The 17,435-nt window shown below is 38.2% G+C and carries 15 protein-coding genes; all 15 read right to left on the bottom strand.

Annotated features, from left to right (window positions below; genetic code table 11):
- Position 1: 1 nt before the first annotated feature.
- Positions 2-1,138, bottom strand: coding sequence for a glycosyltransferase family 4 protein (locus tag AB5903_RS12880; protein WP_005868864.1), 1,137 nt, complete (start codon positions 1,136-1,138; stop codon positions 2-4).
- Positions 1,135-1,713 carry an acyltransferase gene (locus AB5903_RS12875; protein ID WP_005868863.1) on the bottom strand — a complete coding sequence of 193 codons (579 nt, stop codon included), beginning with the start codon at positions 1,711-1,713 and terminating at the stop codon, positions 1,135-1,137. The genes AB5903_RS12880 and AB5903_RS12875 overlap by 4 nt, the downstream gene beginning before the upstream one ends.
- Positions 1,694-2,608, bottom strand: coding sequence for a glycosyltransferase family 2 protein (locus AB5903_RS12870; protein WP_005868862.1), 915 nt, complete (start codon positions 2,606-2,608; stop codon positions 1,694-1,696). The genes AB5903_RS12875 and AB5903_RS12870 overlap by 20 nt, the downstream gene beginning before the upstream one ends.
- Before the next feature lie 27 nt (positions 2,609-2,635).
- Entirely contained in the window at positions 2,636-3,724 is a 1,089-nt protein-coding gene (locus AB5903_RS12865; protein WP_005868861.1) for an EpsG family protein, read from the bottom strand.
- Complete coding sequence (locus tag AB5903_RS12860) at positions 3,721-4,821, bottom strand: glycosyltransferase family 4 protein (protein ID WP_005868860.1); 1,101 nt, start codon at positions 4,819-4,821, stop codon at positions 3,721-3,723. The genes AB5903_RS12865 and AB5903_RS12860 overlap by 4 nt, the downstream gene beginning before the upstream one ends.
- Positions 4,808-5,710, bottom strand: a complete 903-nt coding sequence (locus tag AB5903_RS12855; protein ID WP_005868858.1) for a glycosyltransferase family 2 protein — start codon at positions 5,708-5,710, stop codon at positions 4,808-4,810. Before AB5903_RS12855 ends, AB5903_RS12860 begins: the two co-directional genes overlap by 14 nt.
- 234 nt (positions 5,711-5,944) lie before the next feature.
- A complete protein-coding gene (locus AB5903_RS12850; RefSeq protein WP_005868857.1) occupies positions 5,945-7,120 on the bottom strand; it encodes a glycosyltransferase family 4 protein in 1,176 nt (391 codons plus the stop codon).
- A 2-nt stretch (positions 7,121-7,122) separates the two neighbouring features.
- Positions 7,123-8,457 carry a glycosyltransferase gene (locus tag AB5903_RS12845; protein WP_005868855.1) on the bottom strand — a complete coding sequence of 445 codons (1,335 nt, stop codon included), beginning with the start codon at positions 8,455-8,457 and terminating at the stop codon, positions 7,123-7,125.
- Positions 8,454-9,986 carry a lipopolysaccharide biosynthesis protein gene (locus tag AB5903_RS12840; RefSeq protein ID WP_005868853.1) on the bottom strand — a complete coding sequence of 511 codons (1,533 nt, stop codon included), beginning with the start codon at positions 9,984-9,986 and terminating at the stop codon, positions 8,454-8,456. The genes AB5903_RS12845 and AB5903_RS12840 overlap by 4 nt, the downstream gene beginning before the upstream one ends.
- A 564-nt stretch (positions 9,987-10,550) precedes the next feature.
- Positions 10,551-10,994, bottom strand: coding sequence for an acyltransferase family protein (locus AB5903_RS12835; RefSeq protein WP_005868848.1), 444 nt, complete (start codon positions 10,992-10,994; stop codon positions 10,551-10,553).
- Positions 10,981-12,249: a nucleotide sugar dehydrogenase gene (locus AB5903_RS12830; protein WP_005868845.1), complete on the bottom strand. Its 1,269-nt coding sequence runs from the start codon at positions 12,247-12,249 to the stop codon at positions 10,981-10,983. The genes AB5903_RS12835 and AB5903_RS12830 overlap by 14 nt, the downstream gene beginning before the upstream one ends.
- A 22-nt stretch (positions 12,250-12,271) precedes the next feature.
- Entirely contained in the window at positions 12,272-13,249 is a 978-nt protein-coding gene (locus AB5903_RS12825) for an SDR family oxidoreductase (RefSeq protein WP_005868843.1), read from the bottom strand.
- Positions 13,250-13,487: 238 nt separating this feature from the next.
- Complete coding sequence (locus tag AB5903_RS12820) at positions 13,488-14,204, bottom strand: tyrosine-protein phosphatase (RefSeq protein ID WP_005868841.1); 717 nt, start codon at positions 14,202-14,204, stop codon at positions 13,488-13,490.
- A gap of 87 nt (positions 14,205-14,291) precedes the next feature.
- Entirely contained in the window at positions 14,292-16,682 is a 2,391-nt protein-coding gene (locus tag AB5903_RS12815; RefSeq protein WP_008782414.1) for a polysaccharide biosynthesis tyrosine autokinase, read from the bottom strand.
- Positions 16,683-16,698: 16 nt separating this feature from the next.
- Positions 16,699-17,435 (bottom strand): polysaccharide biosynthesis/export family protein (locus tag AB5903_RS12810; protein ID WP_368117902.1); only part of this gene is annotated, 737 nt, incomplete at its 5' end.

Raw genomic sequence — 17,435 nt, 5'->3', positions numbered from 1 at the left:
GTTATTTAATTCGATTTTTAATTTGCCGATAGTATTCTTCAAGCATCAATTTCCAAAATTTATTGCGTTCGTAACGTGATGTAATCATTGCCCTTGCATTCTTTGCCATTCTTTTTACCTCATTAGGATTATCCAAAAAATATTTCATGGCTTTATACAATGCGTGTTCGTCTTGTGGTGGAACAATTATTCCATTTTTGTTTTGAACAATTATTTCATTACAACCATTGATATCTGTAACGATTTGTGGTAATTCCAAGGCCCCAGCTTGCATGACAACATTAGGGAAACCTTCACGATAGGAGGGAAAAACAAAAGCCTCACACCCCATTAGATAGGGACGAACATCTTGTTGAAAGCCGACAAACTCAATGTGAGAATTTGTGCTAATCTCTTGTTTTACCCAATCATCAACCGGATAAAGGTTTTCTTCCATAAAGCCGATTAAACGTAATCCTATGTTAGGATAATCTTTCTGTAATCGAATAAAAGAAGCTACTAATTCATTGATTCCTTTCTCATAAAATATACGACCTACAAAACCAAACGTGAAATCGAAAGTTGAAATCTTAATATCTTGTGTAGCATTTCGCGAATAGAATGCCGTATCAATTCCATTTGAACCACCATTACCGATAACAAGCATTTTTTTAGGATTGCCGATCCCCATTGAACAAATAATATCACACATCTTTTGTGAATTGGGATATACATTTGTGGCACAAGCGTAAGTTAACCGTTCCGTAAAACGAAGAATTTGTTTTTTTATGCCCGTAGCCGTCGTCAATGGGAAGCCTGTTACCGTGTGCATACGGATCGGCACACGTGCTATCCATGCTGCTAACATACCCAAAAGACCAGCTTTGGGGGTGTGCGAGTGAACAATAGTCGGCTTCTCTTTGATAAAAAGTTTTACCAATTGGAAAAGAGTTATTAAATCGAAAATCGGATTTATGGCTCTTGACATTTTTACCGGAATACAACGTGCCTGTTGCTTCTGTAATTCCTCCCAACCTTCTCCTTTAGGGGCAACGGCAATGACATCGAAATATGCGGAAAAATAATTCAATTGACCTTGAAGTTGCCGGACTTGAAAATAAGCTGAATTTGTTATTTTGAATAATTTCTTTTTTTTCATTGAAAAGATTTTATTTTTTTTGCAGGAACTCCCCCATAAATAGAGAATGAGTCAACACTTTTATTAACCAAACTATTTGCGCCTATTATACATCTTGTATCAATGTGAACTCCACATAAAATCCTCACTCCACAACCAATCCATACATCATCATGGATAACTACCGTTTTTTTTAGGATTTCATTATATTTAATAGGTAAATTAAAATCAGAATAAGTGTGAGTACTTGTTAGTATTGAACTTGAATGGGCAATAGACACATTATTTCCGATCATCAATCCTCCGCTACATTCAAAATAACACATCGGATGAATACTGATATTATCTCCCAGTTCTAGTTTCTCTATGTTAGATATATATACATTTTCTTTAATTACAACATTATCACCGCATTTTTTTGCTAGATTTTTCACCAATATGTATCTAATCACAATACCAACTTTTCCTCCAATACCTCTTAAACTTACAAATAAAAAATTATTAAGTTTCCTAGGAAGATATGAATCTACTATAACGAATACCTTAATTAATGGTTTAATCCGTTTAAATAAAGTTCTACCGCTTAGATCCGACATGTCTAATATCTATATAATTGTTTTTTTTATCTTTCATATGAAACAAATAGCCAATAGGCATAAAAATAATATAACTAGAAATTCCTATTTGTTTTATTTTATTTTTCATTTTCAATTTAGAGCAAGGAGCAAAACGCCAGTAATTTATATGAGCTTTTATTTTTTTTAAATATGGAATATCTAGTGATGCCATTTCTGAATAAATTCTCATGGCATAATTAGGTGAATTCATTCTGTTTTTGATTGATGAAACAGATAAACCGTCTGATAAATACTCTGCGATGTATATTTTTTCATTAAAAAATAACATAAGGTAATTTTTTCCAATACGGTTTAGAACCAAACTTTCTGCACAAAATTTTTCTCCGGGTATATCGTCAAATAAATAATTTCTCAGGACTGATGTTTTAAAAACAAACGCAACATCCCCTTTTATATTTTTTATAATCCAATAGTTAATCCAAGAATCTTTTAAAATTTTCCATGTAACCTCTTTCCCTATACGAGAACCATCTGGAAAGCATTTCATACCACAAACTCCAGCAAATTTATCATTATTCTTTATATATTGATAATGAAAAACTATTCGTTCTATAGAGTCTTTTGTTAAATAGTCATCACTATCTACAATATAAAATAATTCTCCTTTTGCATGTAATACGCCATTGTTGATTGCTCTATGTTTTCCACCATTCTCTTGTTTGATGAAACGAATTAATATACGATCTTCATTTTGATAAGATTTTATAATTTCATCAATATCATCAGTGCTCCCATCGTCAACAATAATCCATTCAAAATTTTTATAGGTTTGAGACAACAAACTCTGATATAGATTTCCAATTAAATTCTTCCTATTATATACCGGTGTAAATACAGTAACTAAATCTTTCATAAAAATCTTTTTCTATTGTTTTGTATTTTATTTTATCCACATTACATAAGTGAACATATAATAACATAGAATAATCCATTTTATTCGTTCTCCCTGGTTATTTATTAAGTTATCTTTTAGCAAGGGATATATCAATACTATAGGATAAAGAAACCAAGATAGATAAGCAAATCTGTTATTATACGGTACATGAATGGTCAATAGCCAGAACGCATTACTTGCTATATAAGTATTAAATAAACGGATAAACAATTTGTCTTCGTAGCAATATGTATAGATATATTTCACTCCTGCGATAATGGGTATCAAACTATAAATAATGAAGTCCCAGCGAAATCCAATATTAGAGAACATTTGCTCCATGCCTTTATAAGACATATTCAAATATTCAGACATCCTTTTATCCTGTTCAAACCAAGGAATGTTTGTCAACAAAGTGGAGAAAGAATCACGTGCAACAAGCATAAGCAGGAAAAACGTTCCCCATAAGTATAAGTAGTGTTTGGGATTATTTGAAAGTCGGGTCAGCAAGAAACAGCCAATTGGCAACATGACGGATTGATGGAAAAGACATGCTATAATCCAAACAGGAATTCGTTTAATATCGTTGTTTGGAACAAGAAAAGAGAAGATAACTAACGATGTAGCTATTCCGTTACGCAGTCCATTTACTCCGTATCCCCAAAAACTCAAAGAACAAACGAACAACACTAGTGCTACAGCATATTGTTGTTTGAATCGTTTCTTTAAAGCAAAGAAAACAGGCAATATATATAATGAGCAAAGAACAAACCAATACCCTTTTAAATTGACGAGTTGTGAAAGCCAATAGGTAAGATACTCAAAACCAATATCTCTATCTCTTATAGCAACCGTACCATAGAAGGCTTTCTTTTGGAAAGCCATGGCATAAGCTGAAGTATCTCCAAAGTAGTGATAATCGGTCGGTCGGAAAGTTACATGAACATATACAATCAAGAGTAAAGCAAGGCTAAATATCTGGTTGTTGATATAAGGCTGTCTTACTGTTTCTGCCCTGACCGGTTGAATAGCGATGTAAACAACTAATAGCAGCAACAAGTTGTAATATAAGGCTATATATAGACTAATACTCATAAAATGACATCACAAATTTGGTCCACATAATGTTCCCACGTAATTTTAGCTTCTATGCGCCGACGTGCATTACGACCTTCATTTATAGCAAGAGATTTATCGTCGATTAACTTAATGAGTAAATTCTCCAATTCTTCGTGGGCGTCCTGATGTATCAACCAACCGCCATTATTCTCCTCGACAGCATCGGGAATGCCACCTGTACGAGTACCTATAACGGCGGTTCCACAAGCTTGCGCTTCGGCAAAAACAAGCCCGTATCCTTCTACATTCCTATTATCCGCTTCTTCACGTGTACAGAGAATGAATATATGCGAGGCTGAATAGAAATCGCAAAGTTTATTATCATCAATGAAACCTTCAAATGATACAATATCTGACAATCCTAAATCGGTAACCATCCGCTCAAGTGCACTCTTATATTTTCCTTTACCTCCGAGATGCAATCGCACTTGTTGCTTATACTTTGCCGGTAAAGAAGCTATCGTCCGGATAATAAAATCATGTCCTTTAAATTTTTCCAATCGAGAAATAGAACAGAGGTGTAGCAAGCCATCCTTATATTTTTCACAAGTAGGGCGAAAATGAATTGCATCAACCGCTAACGGAATAGCGATTGTTTTAGCATTTGGAGAACAATGTTTTACTAATGTCTCTGTATAATGACTGTTAGCAATCACGCAAGAGGCGTTTCTTAGTATAAAACGTCGATAAGTAGGCCAAATACAGCGTCGGAAAAAACTCTTTCCGGCAAGATATTCGGCTCCATGTGCCAATATATAGGTTTCTCTGTTTGACAATAGAGACAGCATTCCCTCTGGATGATAATTCCCGGTAATTACAATATCACCGGGAACAGTTTTTTTGCGTAAATACTTCAATGTACGCAACTCCAATATTCCTCTTCTTCCATGCAATCTCACCACATTATTATCCTCCTCTGCATCGGTAGAAGTACTTTGGGGACAAATGACTGTAACATTCAGTCCTTTTTTCTCTAAATATTTTTTCAGTTCAAAACAAAGCCTTGCAATACCACCATTACTTGGTGGATAATCATAGGTTACAATAAAAATGTGTTTGTTAGATGTTTGCATAATGAGTATATTTAGGAGTTAGTTTTCCTTTTTTATAACCTTCTTTATAAGTTTTTGCAAAAAGTCTAAACAGTCCGGGATTGCGGTAAGTAAAAGCGTATGATGCAACAAGACGCAACAAATAGATGTAAGCAGTCGGCCTATGATACCATTTGAGATGACGGCTAATCAATAAAGCCCGGTTATGTACTAATGAAGCAATATAGCGATTGATATCCAGAACCCTGCAACCGCCTGTATCAGCAGCCAAGTGCCATACATGAGCATCATAATTAAAAAAAACTTTGTATCCAAGTTCCTTTACTCGTAAACATATTTCGGTTTCTTCATATAGAGCAGCTCCATAATTCAAATATTCATCAACACCACCAACTTCTAAAAATATGTCTTTTTTTATGCTATAATTTCCACCTCCGCCATGATCTACATATTCTTTATGATTAATGTGGAATCCCCGTTCTGGAGTTGCCGTATAGAAATGGAACTTGCCTACATTTTTCGATTTGGGATTATTCTTATATTTTTCTGTAATTCCCCCTGCCACTACTGCGATATCAGGTTGTGACAAGAACTTGTAATGCTCTTTGAGCAGGTTGCAGTCACACTCGATATCATCATCTAGAAATAGGATGTAGGCGTATTGTGTGTGTTGCACACCGAAATTACGAGCTTCAGGTAGCCCTCTAAATTCAGTCACATGATAGTACTTAATCAATGTATCACTATCTTTTGCACGACTATACATAGTACTGTCAATGGCTGCCGATTGGTCTACAATAATTATTTCATACGGCTCCCCAAAATCTTGCTCTATTAAGCAATCAACTGTACTTGCCAGATAATCAGCCCGATTAAGTGTGGGCAAAATAATGCTTATCCCTTTTTGCATAAGGCGTTTATGAATAATATGAATCAAGAGTTAAGAAATTAATCACTTCGTTTAGGAATTATACTCTATCAGAAATTTCACTATAATGAAGCATTTCTATATTTTACGTAGTTGTACTGAAATGTTTGACTTTCTTCAAGATGGCAATACAAAAAAAGCCTTAACTCCCCTTCGTATGAATATGTGATTTTATAAATAAAAAGTCCGTTTAAATTTTCTAATAAAGCAGTTGAGTTAGGATTCTTCTACATGATGTTTGGAGCTATCTCTTATAACTCGATTGTAAAATTCGATGTTTTGTGCCACTATCTCGTTGGTGTTGAATCTAGCAGTTGCATTTAGATAAGCCCTGTCGGCTTGTTCACACCTATAAATGGGATTCGAGATTAGCCGTTGCAAAGCCTCTGCAAATTCATCGATACGTTTCACCCTGCATTTGCAAACACAGTTACTGTCTCCTATAATCTCTTGAAAACAATCGATATCGGAACAAACAATTGCCTTCCGCAGTAACATTGCCTCCAGTAAGACCAAACCGAAAGTTTCTGCATGGCTTGGAAATATGCAAATATCGGCACTGTTAGCGTATGACATAGTCTTGTCATAAGGTAAGCGACCTAAATACGATACACAACCGATCGATTGCTTTGAAAAGAGAGATTTGCATTTTTCCCATGTCGAAGAACCATTCACTACTGCATCCTGTCCGATGAGAATGAGTTTGACATTGTCGTTTTGCTCGCATATCCTGTTGAAAATAAGAGGCAAATCAAGTACCCCCTTTTTCTCAACAATTGTCCCCCAATAAAGTATCGTTATTGTATTTTTGTTCATGTCACTAGATGAAAGAGGGGGCATGTTTATATCCACAGGATTATATATTACACATTTTCTCTTATTCGAAGACAGACTGAATAATTTATCCGTCAGGTCGAGAGCCTGTCGGCTAACTCCTATATAGGCATCAGAATTACGCAAAGCATTATATTCCATAAGCCGTACGTTCCATGGAGTTTTGTTTCCAGACAAATGATCGAAATACACATTTGAACCATGTAATCTTGTAACTACTGGTACAGATAAACTACAAAAAGCCAAAGGTCCCTCCCAGTCGATAGATTCAACGAGGTCGATGCCAATCTTTGCCACTAATAGATTTAACTTTTTATTTAGATACCTTCTATTGATAAAAGAAGAAAATGGAGACTTATGAGGCTGGTTTATAGGTATCACAGATATACCATCGTCCCACACAGTTTCTGTAAACTTATTGCCCCAATACACAACTGATACCTTCACACCAGTCTCACTCTTAACGATAAGATGAGACAAATGTTTGATAAAAATTCCGATTCCGCCACATTTCATACCCAATATCGGATATTCTGTAGTTAAAAACGCTATATGCATCTCTATTGTATTTTTTGGAAAATATCAATGAAAGATTTTGTTTGTTGCGATGCCAAGTAACGGCGGCAATATTCTTTGTTTGCCGTCATTGGAAATTTTTCGCTAAATACTTGTTTGATGACAGTAACACCTTGCTGAGGAGTATCTATAAAAATACCTATGCCTGCTTTTATCAATTCGGTTCGTGCTTCGCTAGTCATGGGCACCATTGCTAATACAGGCACTTGTAATGCGATATAATCGACCATTTTTGCGAAATTAGTCCACCATAAAGCCGTGTGTCCGGGAATAAGTACTGCTGCTTTTGCATTAACTATCAATTCATACAATTTACGCTGCGGTACATGATTGATATATTCCACGTTGTTACAGATTCCCAAATCATTGACAAATTCTTCCGTTTGTTTTTGATTGATATTCTTATTACCCACAATTTTAAGGGTGCAACCCTTGCCTTTTAATTCCTTAGAATTGACAGCTTCGGCAAATATTTTCAAGAAATTATCTTTATATTCATGGAGGTATTCACCCACGAATATTATATAATTCTCTTTTTCTCTATTTTGAAAAGAAGGCAAATAATCATCATCTACTCCAGTTGGAATAAAATATGATTTATTTGAGTATCGTCCCTCATATAAATCATTAAATATATTCAGGTATGCTCCCGACAGACCAGTAATAGCATCAGCGTATTTAAAAGTATCTTGTTCAATTTTCTTTTGCTTGGCAAAAACAGGAAAATAATCAGAATACATTCGCTTAGCGTATGTGGTAGGATCCCTGAAATCAGCAACCCATTTTACTCCGGTTAGATGTTTAAGTCGCATACCGATTCTATTTGAGGTAAAAGGCAGGCAAGTGGTATATATGATAGATATATCATGTTCTTTAATTATTTTTCGTCCCATCCTCACGGCACTTCTTTCCCAGAATCTAAAGCGGTCGGGAACTTGAATCCATCGGTCTAGTATATATTTATAAAACTTACCGAATAAAGATTGCTTGTTAGAGGTGACTGTATCCGTGCTTTTTGACTGTGCACCAATAGTTTTTGCTTTGGCTGTAATGGCTTTGAGTGAAGTATCTTCTCCTCCAAGCAACATTCTAAGGCCGCGCAATGTCGGTTCTATATAATTGGCTTGATAAATAGGCACGTCTTGGACTTCGTCCAACAAATCAGGATCTTCTAAATATAGATAATTACGATTAACCGTCAGTACTATCGGATTCCAACCTGTACGTTTAAGATATTTTACAAGTTTAAATGCCCTAAATACCGCAGCATGAGTCTGTGGCGGAAAAAAAGGAGTAATTATAAGTATGTTTTTATTCATCGTTTTAATTTGTTTAAAATCAATGCTTTTACTTTTTTCTTATTTTCTTTGTCTAATAGCACATAATAGGACAGAACAACCAATATTATTGAAGAACTAAGAGCCACGATAATCACTCTTGTAAAGGACTCAACCAAGATATGTTGTATGAGTAGGATTGCGGTAAAAGAAGGAATACTTATGAAAAGATTCACTACCATCGTTGTGAAGAAAAAACGTATCGGTTTGAAATCTTCAACATAATGATGGAGTGTATATGAGCAAACGATATAAATCAATAATGTGCTCACTATAGGCAATCCAAAAGCCCAAGTCAAGCCGATACCTTTACTAAACAATAACCAAAGTATCGGAATGACTGATAATGATACTGTCCCCGCCATAAATGAATAAAATTTCAAACGTCCGACAGCTTGTATTCCAATATATATAATATTATTATTCAATGATATGAAGCTTGAGACTATCAATAAAATACAGAATTCAATTGTATATGGAGGAACTTCCACGAGCCATAAATTCATTACATAATGTATTTCAGAGATAAAAGGAATAGCAACCAACAGATATAACACATTTGCCAAACAAGTAGTTTGCTTTAGTAATTGTATCATGGCATTGAAATCGGTCAATGCGTATTGCTTTATAATTTGCGGCCTCGAAGCCATTACCAAATTGGTTGATACTTGTTCAATCATCAGTTGCACAGTTGTTGCCAATCCGGCTGCGGCATTAACAGCTGTACTGCCAAATATATTAAGCAACATATTTGTTCCCTGTTGACGAGTAGTAAAGCAAATATTGGAATAAAGATTCCATCCTGAAAAGCTAAACAGAGAACGGCCGATAACCTTATTCCATTCCCAATTAATCCGGCATTCGTCATAATGCCTAATGCAATAAATGCGATATGTCATTGCAATCAAGAATGAAGATAAGAGCATAAGTCCTCCATATAAAATGAGCTTATCACATACTGTAATAAGTAGAAGTGTAGCGATCAGCAACTTCAACAGTGATCCAACAATTTCCACAATAGCATACACGTCCATTTTTTCGTGCGAAATAAGAGTCGCATTGTATGGAACTTGAGTGATGCTGACCATTGAGGAAATTATTGAAAATTGATACACCCAAACAGCTGCACTCATTCTCTCATCTGGAATGTTCAATTTTTCGAATAACAGCCAAAGTCCGACCGTTTCAGCCAAAAACAAGACTATAATTGCAATTCCTATATGTAATATAAAGGCTGTATTGAATGTTTGTTGGAGTTGTCGAGGGTCATTTTTGGCAAGTTCGACTGTAAGAAAGCGTGAAGTCGCTCCACTCATCGTTACATTCAAAAAGCTAAATAGGACAACAATACCGCCGACAAGTCCATAAATGCCATAATCATCTACACCAAGTGCATTTAACACGATCCGTGATGTATATAGTGATACAATCATGGACAGCAACATACGTGCATAAAGTGCCACTGTATTCTTGAATATTTTTTTATTATTTACGGACGATGTCTTATTCATAGCAAGCTTATGATCTTCCTAATACAGACGGAATGTATCTTTTTATTAAGGTTGTCGCAAAATAGCATATTGCAACAATGAGTGCAAATTCCAATATGGTCCAACTGTAGTTTACAAGATGTAACTTATTGCGCACGATCCAGAATGTATCTACAAATAATATATGTAGCCCCAATAATGCCAAACTGTTAATTCCACACCAAATCAATATTTTATCCAATGGAATAAGTTTCAGCTTTCTCGAATTAAAATATGAATTGATAAACCAATAAAAATTCATAATAAAAACCATTGAAAGCAACAATAGATGCAATGGAAAATTGTTTGATTTTAAGTCAACGTAAGAGGGAAATAGAACGATGAAAACAATGGCGATAATAAGCAAGAATAATGAGTATATCGGTGAAACCTTCATGCCGTACCATTTGTTCCGCATGAAGCAAAAACCAAGATGGTAATAAATCAAGGTAGACATTGTTGTGTCAATAAAATATGGCAAATCAATGTTATTAGCATTTAACCAATATCCTACTCCATATAATAATATACATAATGCGCTGATTGTTAATGCTTTATTGTAGGGGTGATTTTATGTATCAATAAATAAACGAATGAAACCTCGAACAAACAAATTAAAAACCAAATTACATGAAATAAAATAAAAGAGTTTTCATCACCGAGAAAACCATCAAACATACTCGTTACAGGGAGCGAGATCGCTTTTGCCCAATTATGAGTTTCGTTAAGTTTCAAAACGAACAAATATGCGAACAACAAAAAGGCAAAAAAGGCCCAAGGAATCAGTAATTGTCTGGTCTTTTTTGCAAAAAACTCTCTCAAACTGATTGGACGAAAGAAACAGCCTGACACAAAAAAGAAAAGGGGCATGTGAAAACTGTAAATAACGGTTTTCAACATGTAAGGGATTTGTATATGACCAAGGATGACCAATAAAATTCCTCCCCCTTTCAATATGTCAAAGGAGACAATCCGATTAGAGTCTACCATCTACAACGTTTTTTTCAAAGATAGCTTTAACATCGAATATGACGTGTTGAGCATTTAGTAACGTTTTTACATCAAAGCCTATAAACTGTTCGTGTGCTACAGCTATAATTGCCGCATCGAATTTCTTATCCAAAGGATGTTGGTTCGTTACCGAGATTCCATATTCTCGCATAACTATATCAGGATTGGCCCAAGGATCATATACGGTGATATGTACGTTATACTCTCGCAAAGCATTGTAAATATCTATAACCTTTGTGTTCCGCACATCAGGACAGTTTTCTTTAAAAGTAAACCCTAATATGAGGATATGAGAGTTGAGCACCTGTATTCCTTTCTTCAGCATCAATTTCGCAACTTGGTTGGCCACATATTCCCCCATACCGTCGTTCATTCGGCGACCGGCTAAGATTATCTCAGGATTATAACCGTGACGTTGTGCACATTGAGCCAAATAATACGGATCAACTCCAATGCAATGGCCTCCAACCAGCCCAGGCTTAAATGGCAGGAAATTCCATTTGGTAGAAGCTGCTTCCAGTACATCCTGTGTATCAATGCCCATTTTAGTAAATATCTTGGATAGCTCATTCACAAATGCGATATTGATATCACGCTGTGAGTTTTCTATTACTTTGGCTGCTTCCGCTACTTTCATCGTAGGAGCGAGATGTGTACCGGCGGTAATTACAGAAGCATATACCTCATTTACTTTCTTACCTATTTCAGGCGTAGAACCGGAAGTAACCTTTTTGATTTTTTCTACTGTATGAAGTTTATCTCCCGGATTTATACGTTCAGGGCTATAGCCAGCAAAGAAATCTTCATTAAATTTCAATCCGGACACTTTTTCCACAACCGGGATACATTCGTCTTCTGTAACACCTGGATAAACAGTAGATTCATACACCACAATATCCCCTTTGGAGATTACCTTACCAACAGTTGTGCTGGCACCGTAAAGCGGAGTCAAATCCGGATTGTTGTTTTTGTCTACCGGAGTGGGAACGGCAACTACATAAAAATTGTAATCACGGATTTCCTCTATATTGGCAGTACACTTAAAACCATTGGCAAGGGCAGATTGGAGTAGTTCATCTGACACTTCGAGTGTCGCATCATGACCTGCCATCAAAGCAGTCACACGAGCTTGGTTCATGTCAAAACCTATCGTTTTATACTTTGTCGAGAAAAGACGAGCCAAAGGGAGCCCTACGTAACCAAGACCAATTACGCAAATTTTAGTTTCATTCATAATTTCATCTGTTATTATTACTTTAAATATTCTTCCAATACCATTTGACAGCCTCTTTCAAACCGTCACGCATACTGTATTGAGGATTGTAACCTAAAAGGGATTTTGCTTTATCAATACATGCCAAGGAATGGGGAATATCCCCCAAGCGGTTGGGACCATGAATTATTTTCACGTTGGCAATTTCGGGGTCAAATTCACTCAAAAATTCTTTCAAGTAACCGACCAACTGGTTTAATGTGGTGCGTTCTCCGAAAGCAGTATTGTATACTTGGTTGGTTGCATTCGGATTTGTCGTGGTCATAGCCAGCATGTTCATTTGAATCACATTGTCTATATAAGTAAAATCGCGGCTATATTCACCATCTCCGTTAATGACAGGACTCTCATGAGCCATGAATTTCTTAACGAACAAAGGAATCACCGCAGCATATGCCCCGAATGGATCTTGACGACGACCGAAAACATTGAAATATCGTAAGCCGATACATTCCATTCCATAGGTTTTGGCAAACACATCGGCGTAAAGCTCGTTTACATACTTTGTTATGGCATAAGGCGAAAGCGGTTTACCAATCACATCTTCTACTTTGGGAAGAGACTGACTGTCTCCATATGTAGAAGAACTTGCTGCATATATAAAACGCTTTACATTGGCATCGCGAGCGGCTGTCAGCATATTTAAGAATCCCGATATATTAGTTTCATTTGTAGTTATAGGATCTTTGATAGAACGTGGAACTGAGCCTAATGCTCCTTCATGCATAACGTAATCTACATTTTCTACAGCTTTCTTACAATCGTTCAGATTCCGTATATCTCCTACGATAAGTTTAAACTTATTCGGATATCGTTGTAGAAATGGAAAAATGTTTTCAGGTTTACCTGTGGAAAAATTATCCAAACAGATTACATCATAGTCGTGAGCCAATAAATACTCACATAAATTGGAGCCGATGAATCCCGCTCCACCAGTAACTAAAACTTTTGTTAATGACATATGGATTGTTGTTTTATGTTGAAGTTGCAAGCCTATTGCTTGATAGGGGTGTAATGATTTATTTTAAGACTGGTTTGGATAAAAGAGAGATTGTGTGTATCTGCTCCAAGTCGATTGTTACAATTTCCATTGAATTCCAGCCTGTTGGATTTTTTTGTATGTATTTTATGCAAATCCACCTAGAGAGAAAAAGTTAAACAGAATCTACAGGTCTTAATAACCGATAATTATAATCTATTTAAACTATAACAGTCTGACTATCAATTAAACAGTTTTGTATATTTTTTGTAATACTCGTACAAATGAACTTTTGAAATATATTGTAATTGTGAATGTCCGTTCCTATATGAGTAATAGCCTTTTCTTTTAATAGCAGCATGGCTTTTTTCTTAATCCGGTTGCCATACATACCCGCTATTGACGGAAGATTGAACTGAAACTTCACTCCCATGTCTTTTAATTGTTGATAATCCGACTCACCCATATAAACATACCGTTCCGGATGGGCAAGAATGGGATAATAGCCTTTAGCCTTGATGCGGAGCAGAATGTTGTTCAATCCCATCGGAGGGTTAAAGTAGGAGGTTTCCACCAGTAGATGGTCACCGCTTTCACCCAAGGGCAGCAGATCGTTCTTTTCCAACCGTTCCTCGAAGAGGTTGTCAAGCATGTTCTCTGAGGCCAGATGCAGTTTTATCGGACCGCTATAGGTGGCTTGAAGTTCAGCGTAACGCTCCCGGAGGTGCAGTGTGGTGTTGGGCATATCTTCCATGATATGCGGTGTAAGCCATACGGATTTTATGCCCAACTCTTCATACAGGCGCAGTATTTCCAATGCTTCTTCCATCGTCTGCACACCGTCGTCCACACCCGGCAGAATGTGCGAGTGACAGTCGGTAAAATTCTTGAATATACCGCTATCTTTCAGCGATATACGTTTCCTGAATGGCCACACAATGATACGAGTATTTTTATATAAAACATTTTATTTTTTTTAATTAATAATCATCCATTTATCCCCACCCTGTTTTCCGTCGGAACCTTAGTGGTATCCTGAGCCGTAACCGTAGTGATAACCATATCGATAGCCATAACGGTATCCATAGCGACCGCCACTTCCCTCGGTCCCGTTCAAGATCAGGGACATGTTCTTGTATTTTTTCTCCTCGTAGATTTTCTCCAATTCAGCAAGCATACTCCGTTCAAGTAATCCTGCACGAACTACGAAAACGGTACGGTCGGCCAGTTTCTCAATAATTTGCGTGTCGGCCACCAGTTCAACGGGCGGACAGTCGATCAGCACATAGTCATATTGCTCCCTTACAGTATCGATTGTCTGCTTTAACCGCTCGTCGAACAATAATTCCGTTGGGTTAGGAGGAATCGTTCCCACGGGTAGTATATCCATAGATTTATGTTTCGGATCGGGTACGATGATCTCATCCAGATTATCGATACGACCTCCCAGATAGTCGCTCAATCCCTTGTCAGGAGAGTCGATATAGGATGATGCAGAGGCGTGGCGCAGGTCTCCGTCGATTACCAGCACTTTTTTTCCTTTGATGGCAAGGCTCACGGCGATGTTCATGGTCAGAAACGATTTGCCGCTGCCCGGATTGAATGAGGTCATGATGATGACATTCGAAGTCTTGTCCTTGCCGGTCATAAATTCCAGGTTGGTACGCAATACGCGGAATGCCTCGTTGATGATGTCACGGTTGCCCTCCTTGACGATAACGGCCTTGACTTCCTGCGGTTTCTTTCCTAATATCCCTTTTTTCTTTCTTGTGAACAGCGGAATTTCACCGATGAACGGTATAGTCAGGTTTTCCAGGTCTTTCCTTCCCCGTACACGGGTATTCATATTCTCGCGCATGAAGATAATGACTATCGGAATGAGCAGCCCCAGAGCGAATGCGACCATAAAGATATTTTTATGCACAGGGGATGTCGGCAACATGCTGCCGTGTGGCGGGGTAACAATGCGGGTATTATAAGCCGTGAACGCCTGTGAGAGTTCGTTCTCTTCACGCTTTTGCAACAGGAATAGGTAAAGAGCTTCCTTTACCTTCTGTTGGCGCTCCACCGAAAGCAGGTACTTGGCCTGTGTTGGGTTGGCCGCTATACGTGATGTCGTCTGTTGCTCCGTCTGCCGCAAACTTTTTATCTGCGAATTCAAGGTCACTATCTGATTGTCGATAGATCTGATTATCGCCCCACGCATGGATGCCAGAGCCTGATCCATATCCACGACCAGCGGATTTTCCGTGCTGCTGTTCGCAACCAGACTGTTGCGCTGCAACAGTTGCTTGTTGTATTCGGCAATCTGCGATTCAATATTGGCGCTTTCAATGCCGGAGTTGGCCGGAAGCAGTTGGGTACGGTTGGCATCGTTGGCTAAATAGTTCCGGATGTAACGGGTCATATAAAGCTGGTTGTTCAGGGACAGGATCTGCGCGTTGGCCGCACTGCTTTGAGCCATATACATACTCGATGCCGCCTGCACGTCGGGCAACAGATGTTCTGACTTGTAAGAGGAGATATCCTCGTCCACATTTCCCAGTTCCCGTTCGATTACGCCCAGACGCTCGTTGATGAACATTGAGGTGCTGACAGCGATCTGGTTTTTGTCCTTCACCCAATTCTCGTTATAAACGGAAATCAACATGCTCAATACATCTTCTGCCCGCTGTGTGGAGTTATCCTTGAATGACAAGTCTATGACTGACGCTTTCTCGCTGTTCAATGAAACGGACAGATTGGACGAGCAGGAGTTGACGGCGTTATACAGACTGGATTTGCCTACATATAATGTATATGCCTCGCCTTTCACGTAATTGGGTGTTGTATGGATAATGATTTTTCCCAATGGCGTAGTGATGGAGTCGAGCAAGCTTCCCTTTACGTCCTTTTCTTCAAGATCTGTCCCGTTACGTATAAAGTCGGATAGGTATAACGTACCGTCCGGCTGTATTTCCAACGTAAAACCGGCTGATTCATTCTCAGGCAAGTCATTTATCGTTACATCCACCGGTAATGTCAGTCCATAGGCTACCTGACGGTGGAATTTTCCCCGAACGAAGTAATTCATATCCAGACGCAACCGTTTAACCACTTCGGTCATTAAAGACGGTGATCGAAAGGTGATGAGTTCGTTATTCACATTTGTACCGGATTGAAACAGCCCGAACTCCGAGAAGGATTCCAAATCCGAGGAGACCGACTTGCCTTTGGAATCCTCTTTGATCAATACCGAAGCGGTACGTGTATATACGGCAGGAGTGCGTAACAGATAGGCAGTAGCGGCACCGATCGTTACCGCTAAAGACAAGACGAACCACTTCCATCTTGCGAGGCACAGGTATAACAGGTCCTGTATTCGCAGGAAATCATCCTGCTGCCCCGGTTTTATATTCTTTTGATTTACGGTCATCATATCTGATTCTATATTATTTTACAATCAACACGGTAATGGTCGTCAGCAACGAGGCCAATGACATCCAGAAAGAGGCTGAGCGGACGTTATTGCCGTTGACGGTCGCCTGCCGTGCTTTCATTGAGTTGGGTTCCACATAAACGATATCGTTCTGCTGCAAATAATACACAGGAGAGGCATAAAGGTCATATCCCGAATTCAGGTTGACCTGATACAGGGTTTTTTTCCCGTTTTCCTCCCGTTGTACCAGCACGTTTTCCCGTTTCCCATAGACGGTAAGGTCCCCGGCCATGCTTAAGGCCTCCAAAAGTGTCAGCTTGTCCTTTTCGATATTGAAACGTCCGGGGGTGGCAACCTCGCCCAACACTGAAACGGTCAGGTTCATAAACTCCACTGTAACAACGGGGTCTTTCACGAGATTCTTTGAAACCAATTCCTCTTTTATATACGAGGCGATCTCCGCGCGTGTCATTCCTGCCACATGGATATGTCCCAGCACAGGAAAATCAATATCCCCATCCTTATTTATTGTATATCCTGATATTCCCTGACTATTGGATGTACCTGATGTCGTACCAATCTGTCGGGATATGATCGGAAGGTTGAAAAGGTTCATTAATAAGGGGTCTTTGCTGTTGACCTGTATGGAAATCTTGTCTTCTGGACGTATCCGGATTTCCAGCGGGTTCAAGACTTGCTCTGCGGTACCCCGTTTCAGGTCCGTGAAATAAGCGACTTTCGGTGTGGCAC

It is taken from the genome of Bacteroides sp. 2201st1_D9_2201SCRN_220225, from assembly GCF_040928965.1.
GTDB classification, from domain to species: domain Bacteria; phylum Bacteroidota; class Bacteroidia; order Bacteroidales; family Bacteroidaceae; genus Bacteroides; species Bacteroides stercoris.
Note: the sequence above shows the minus strand (reverse complement) of the source record. Positions and strands in the feature narration are given on the sequence as shown.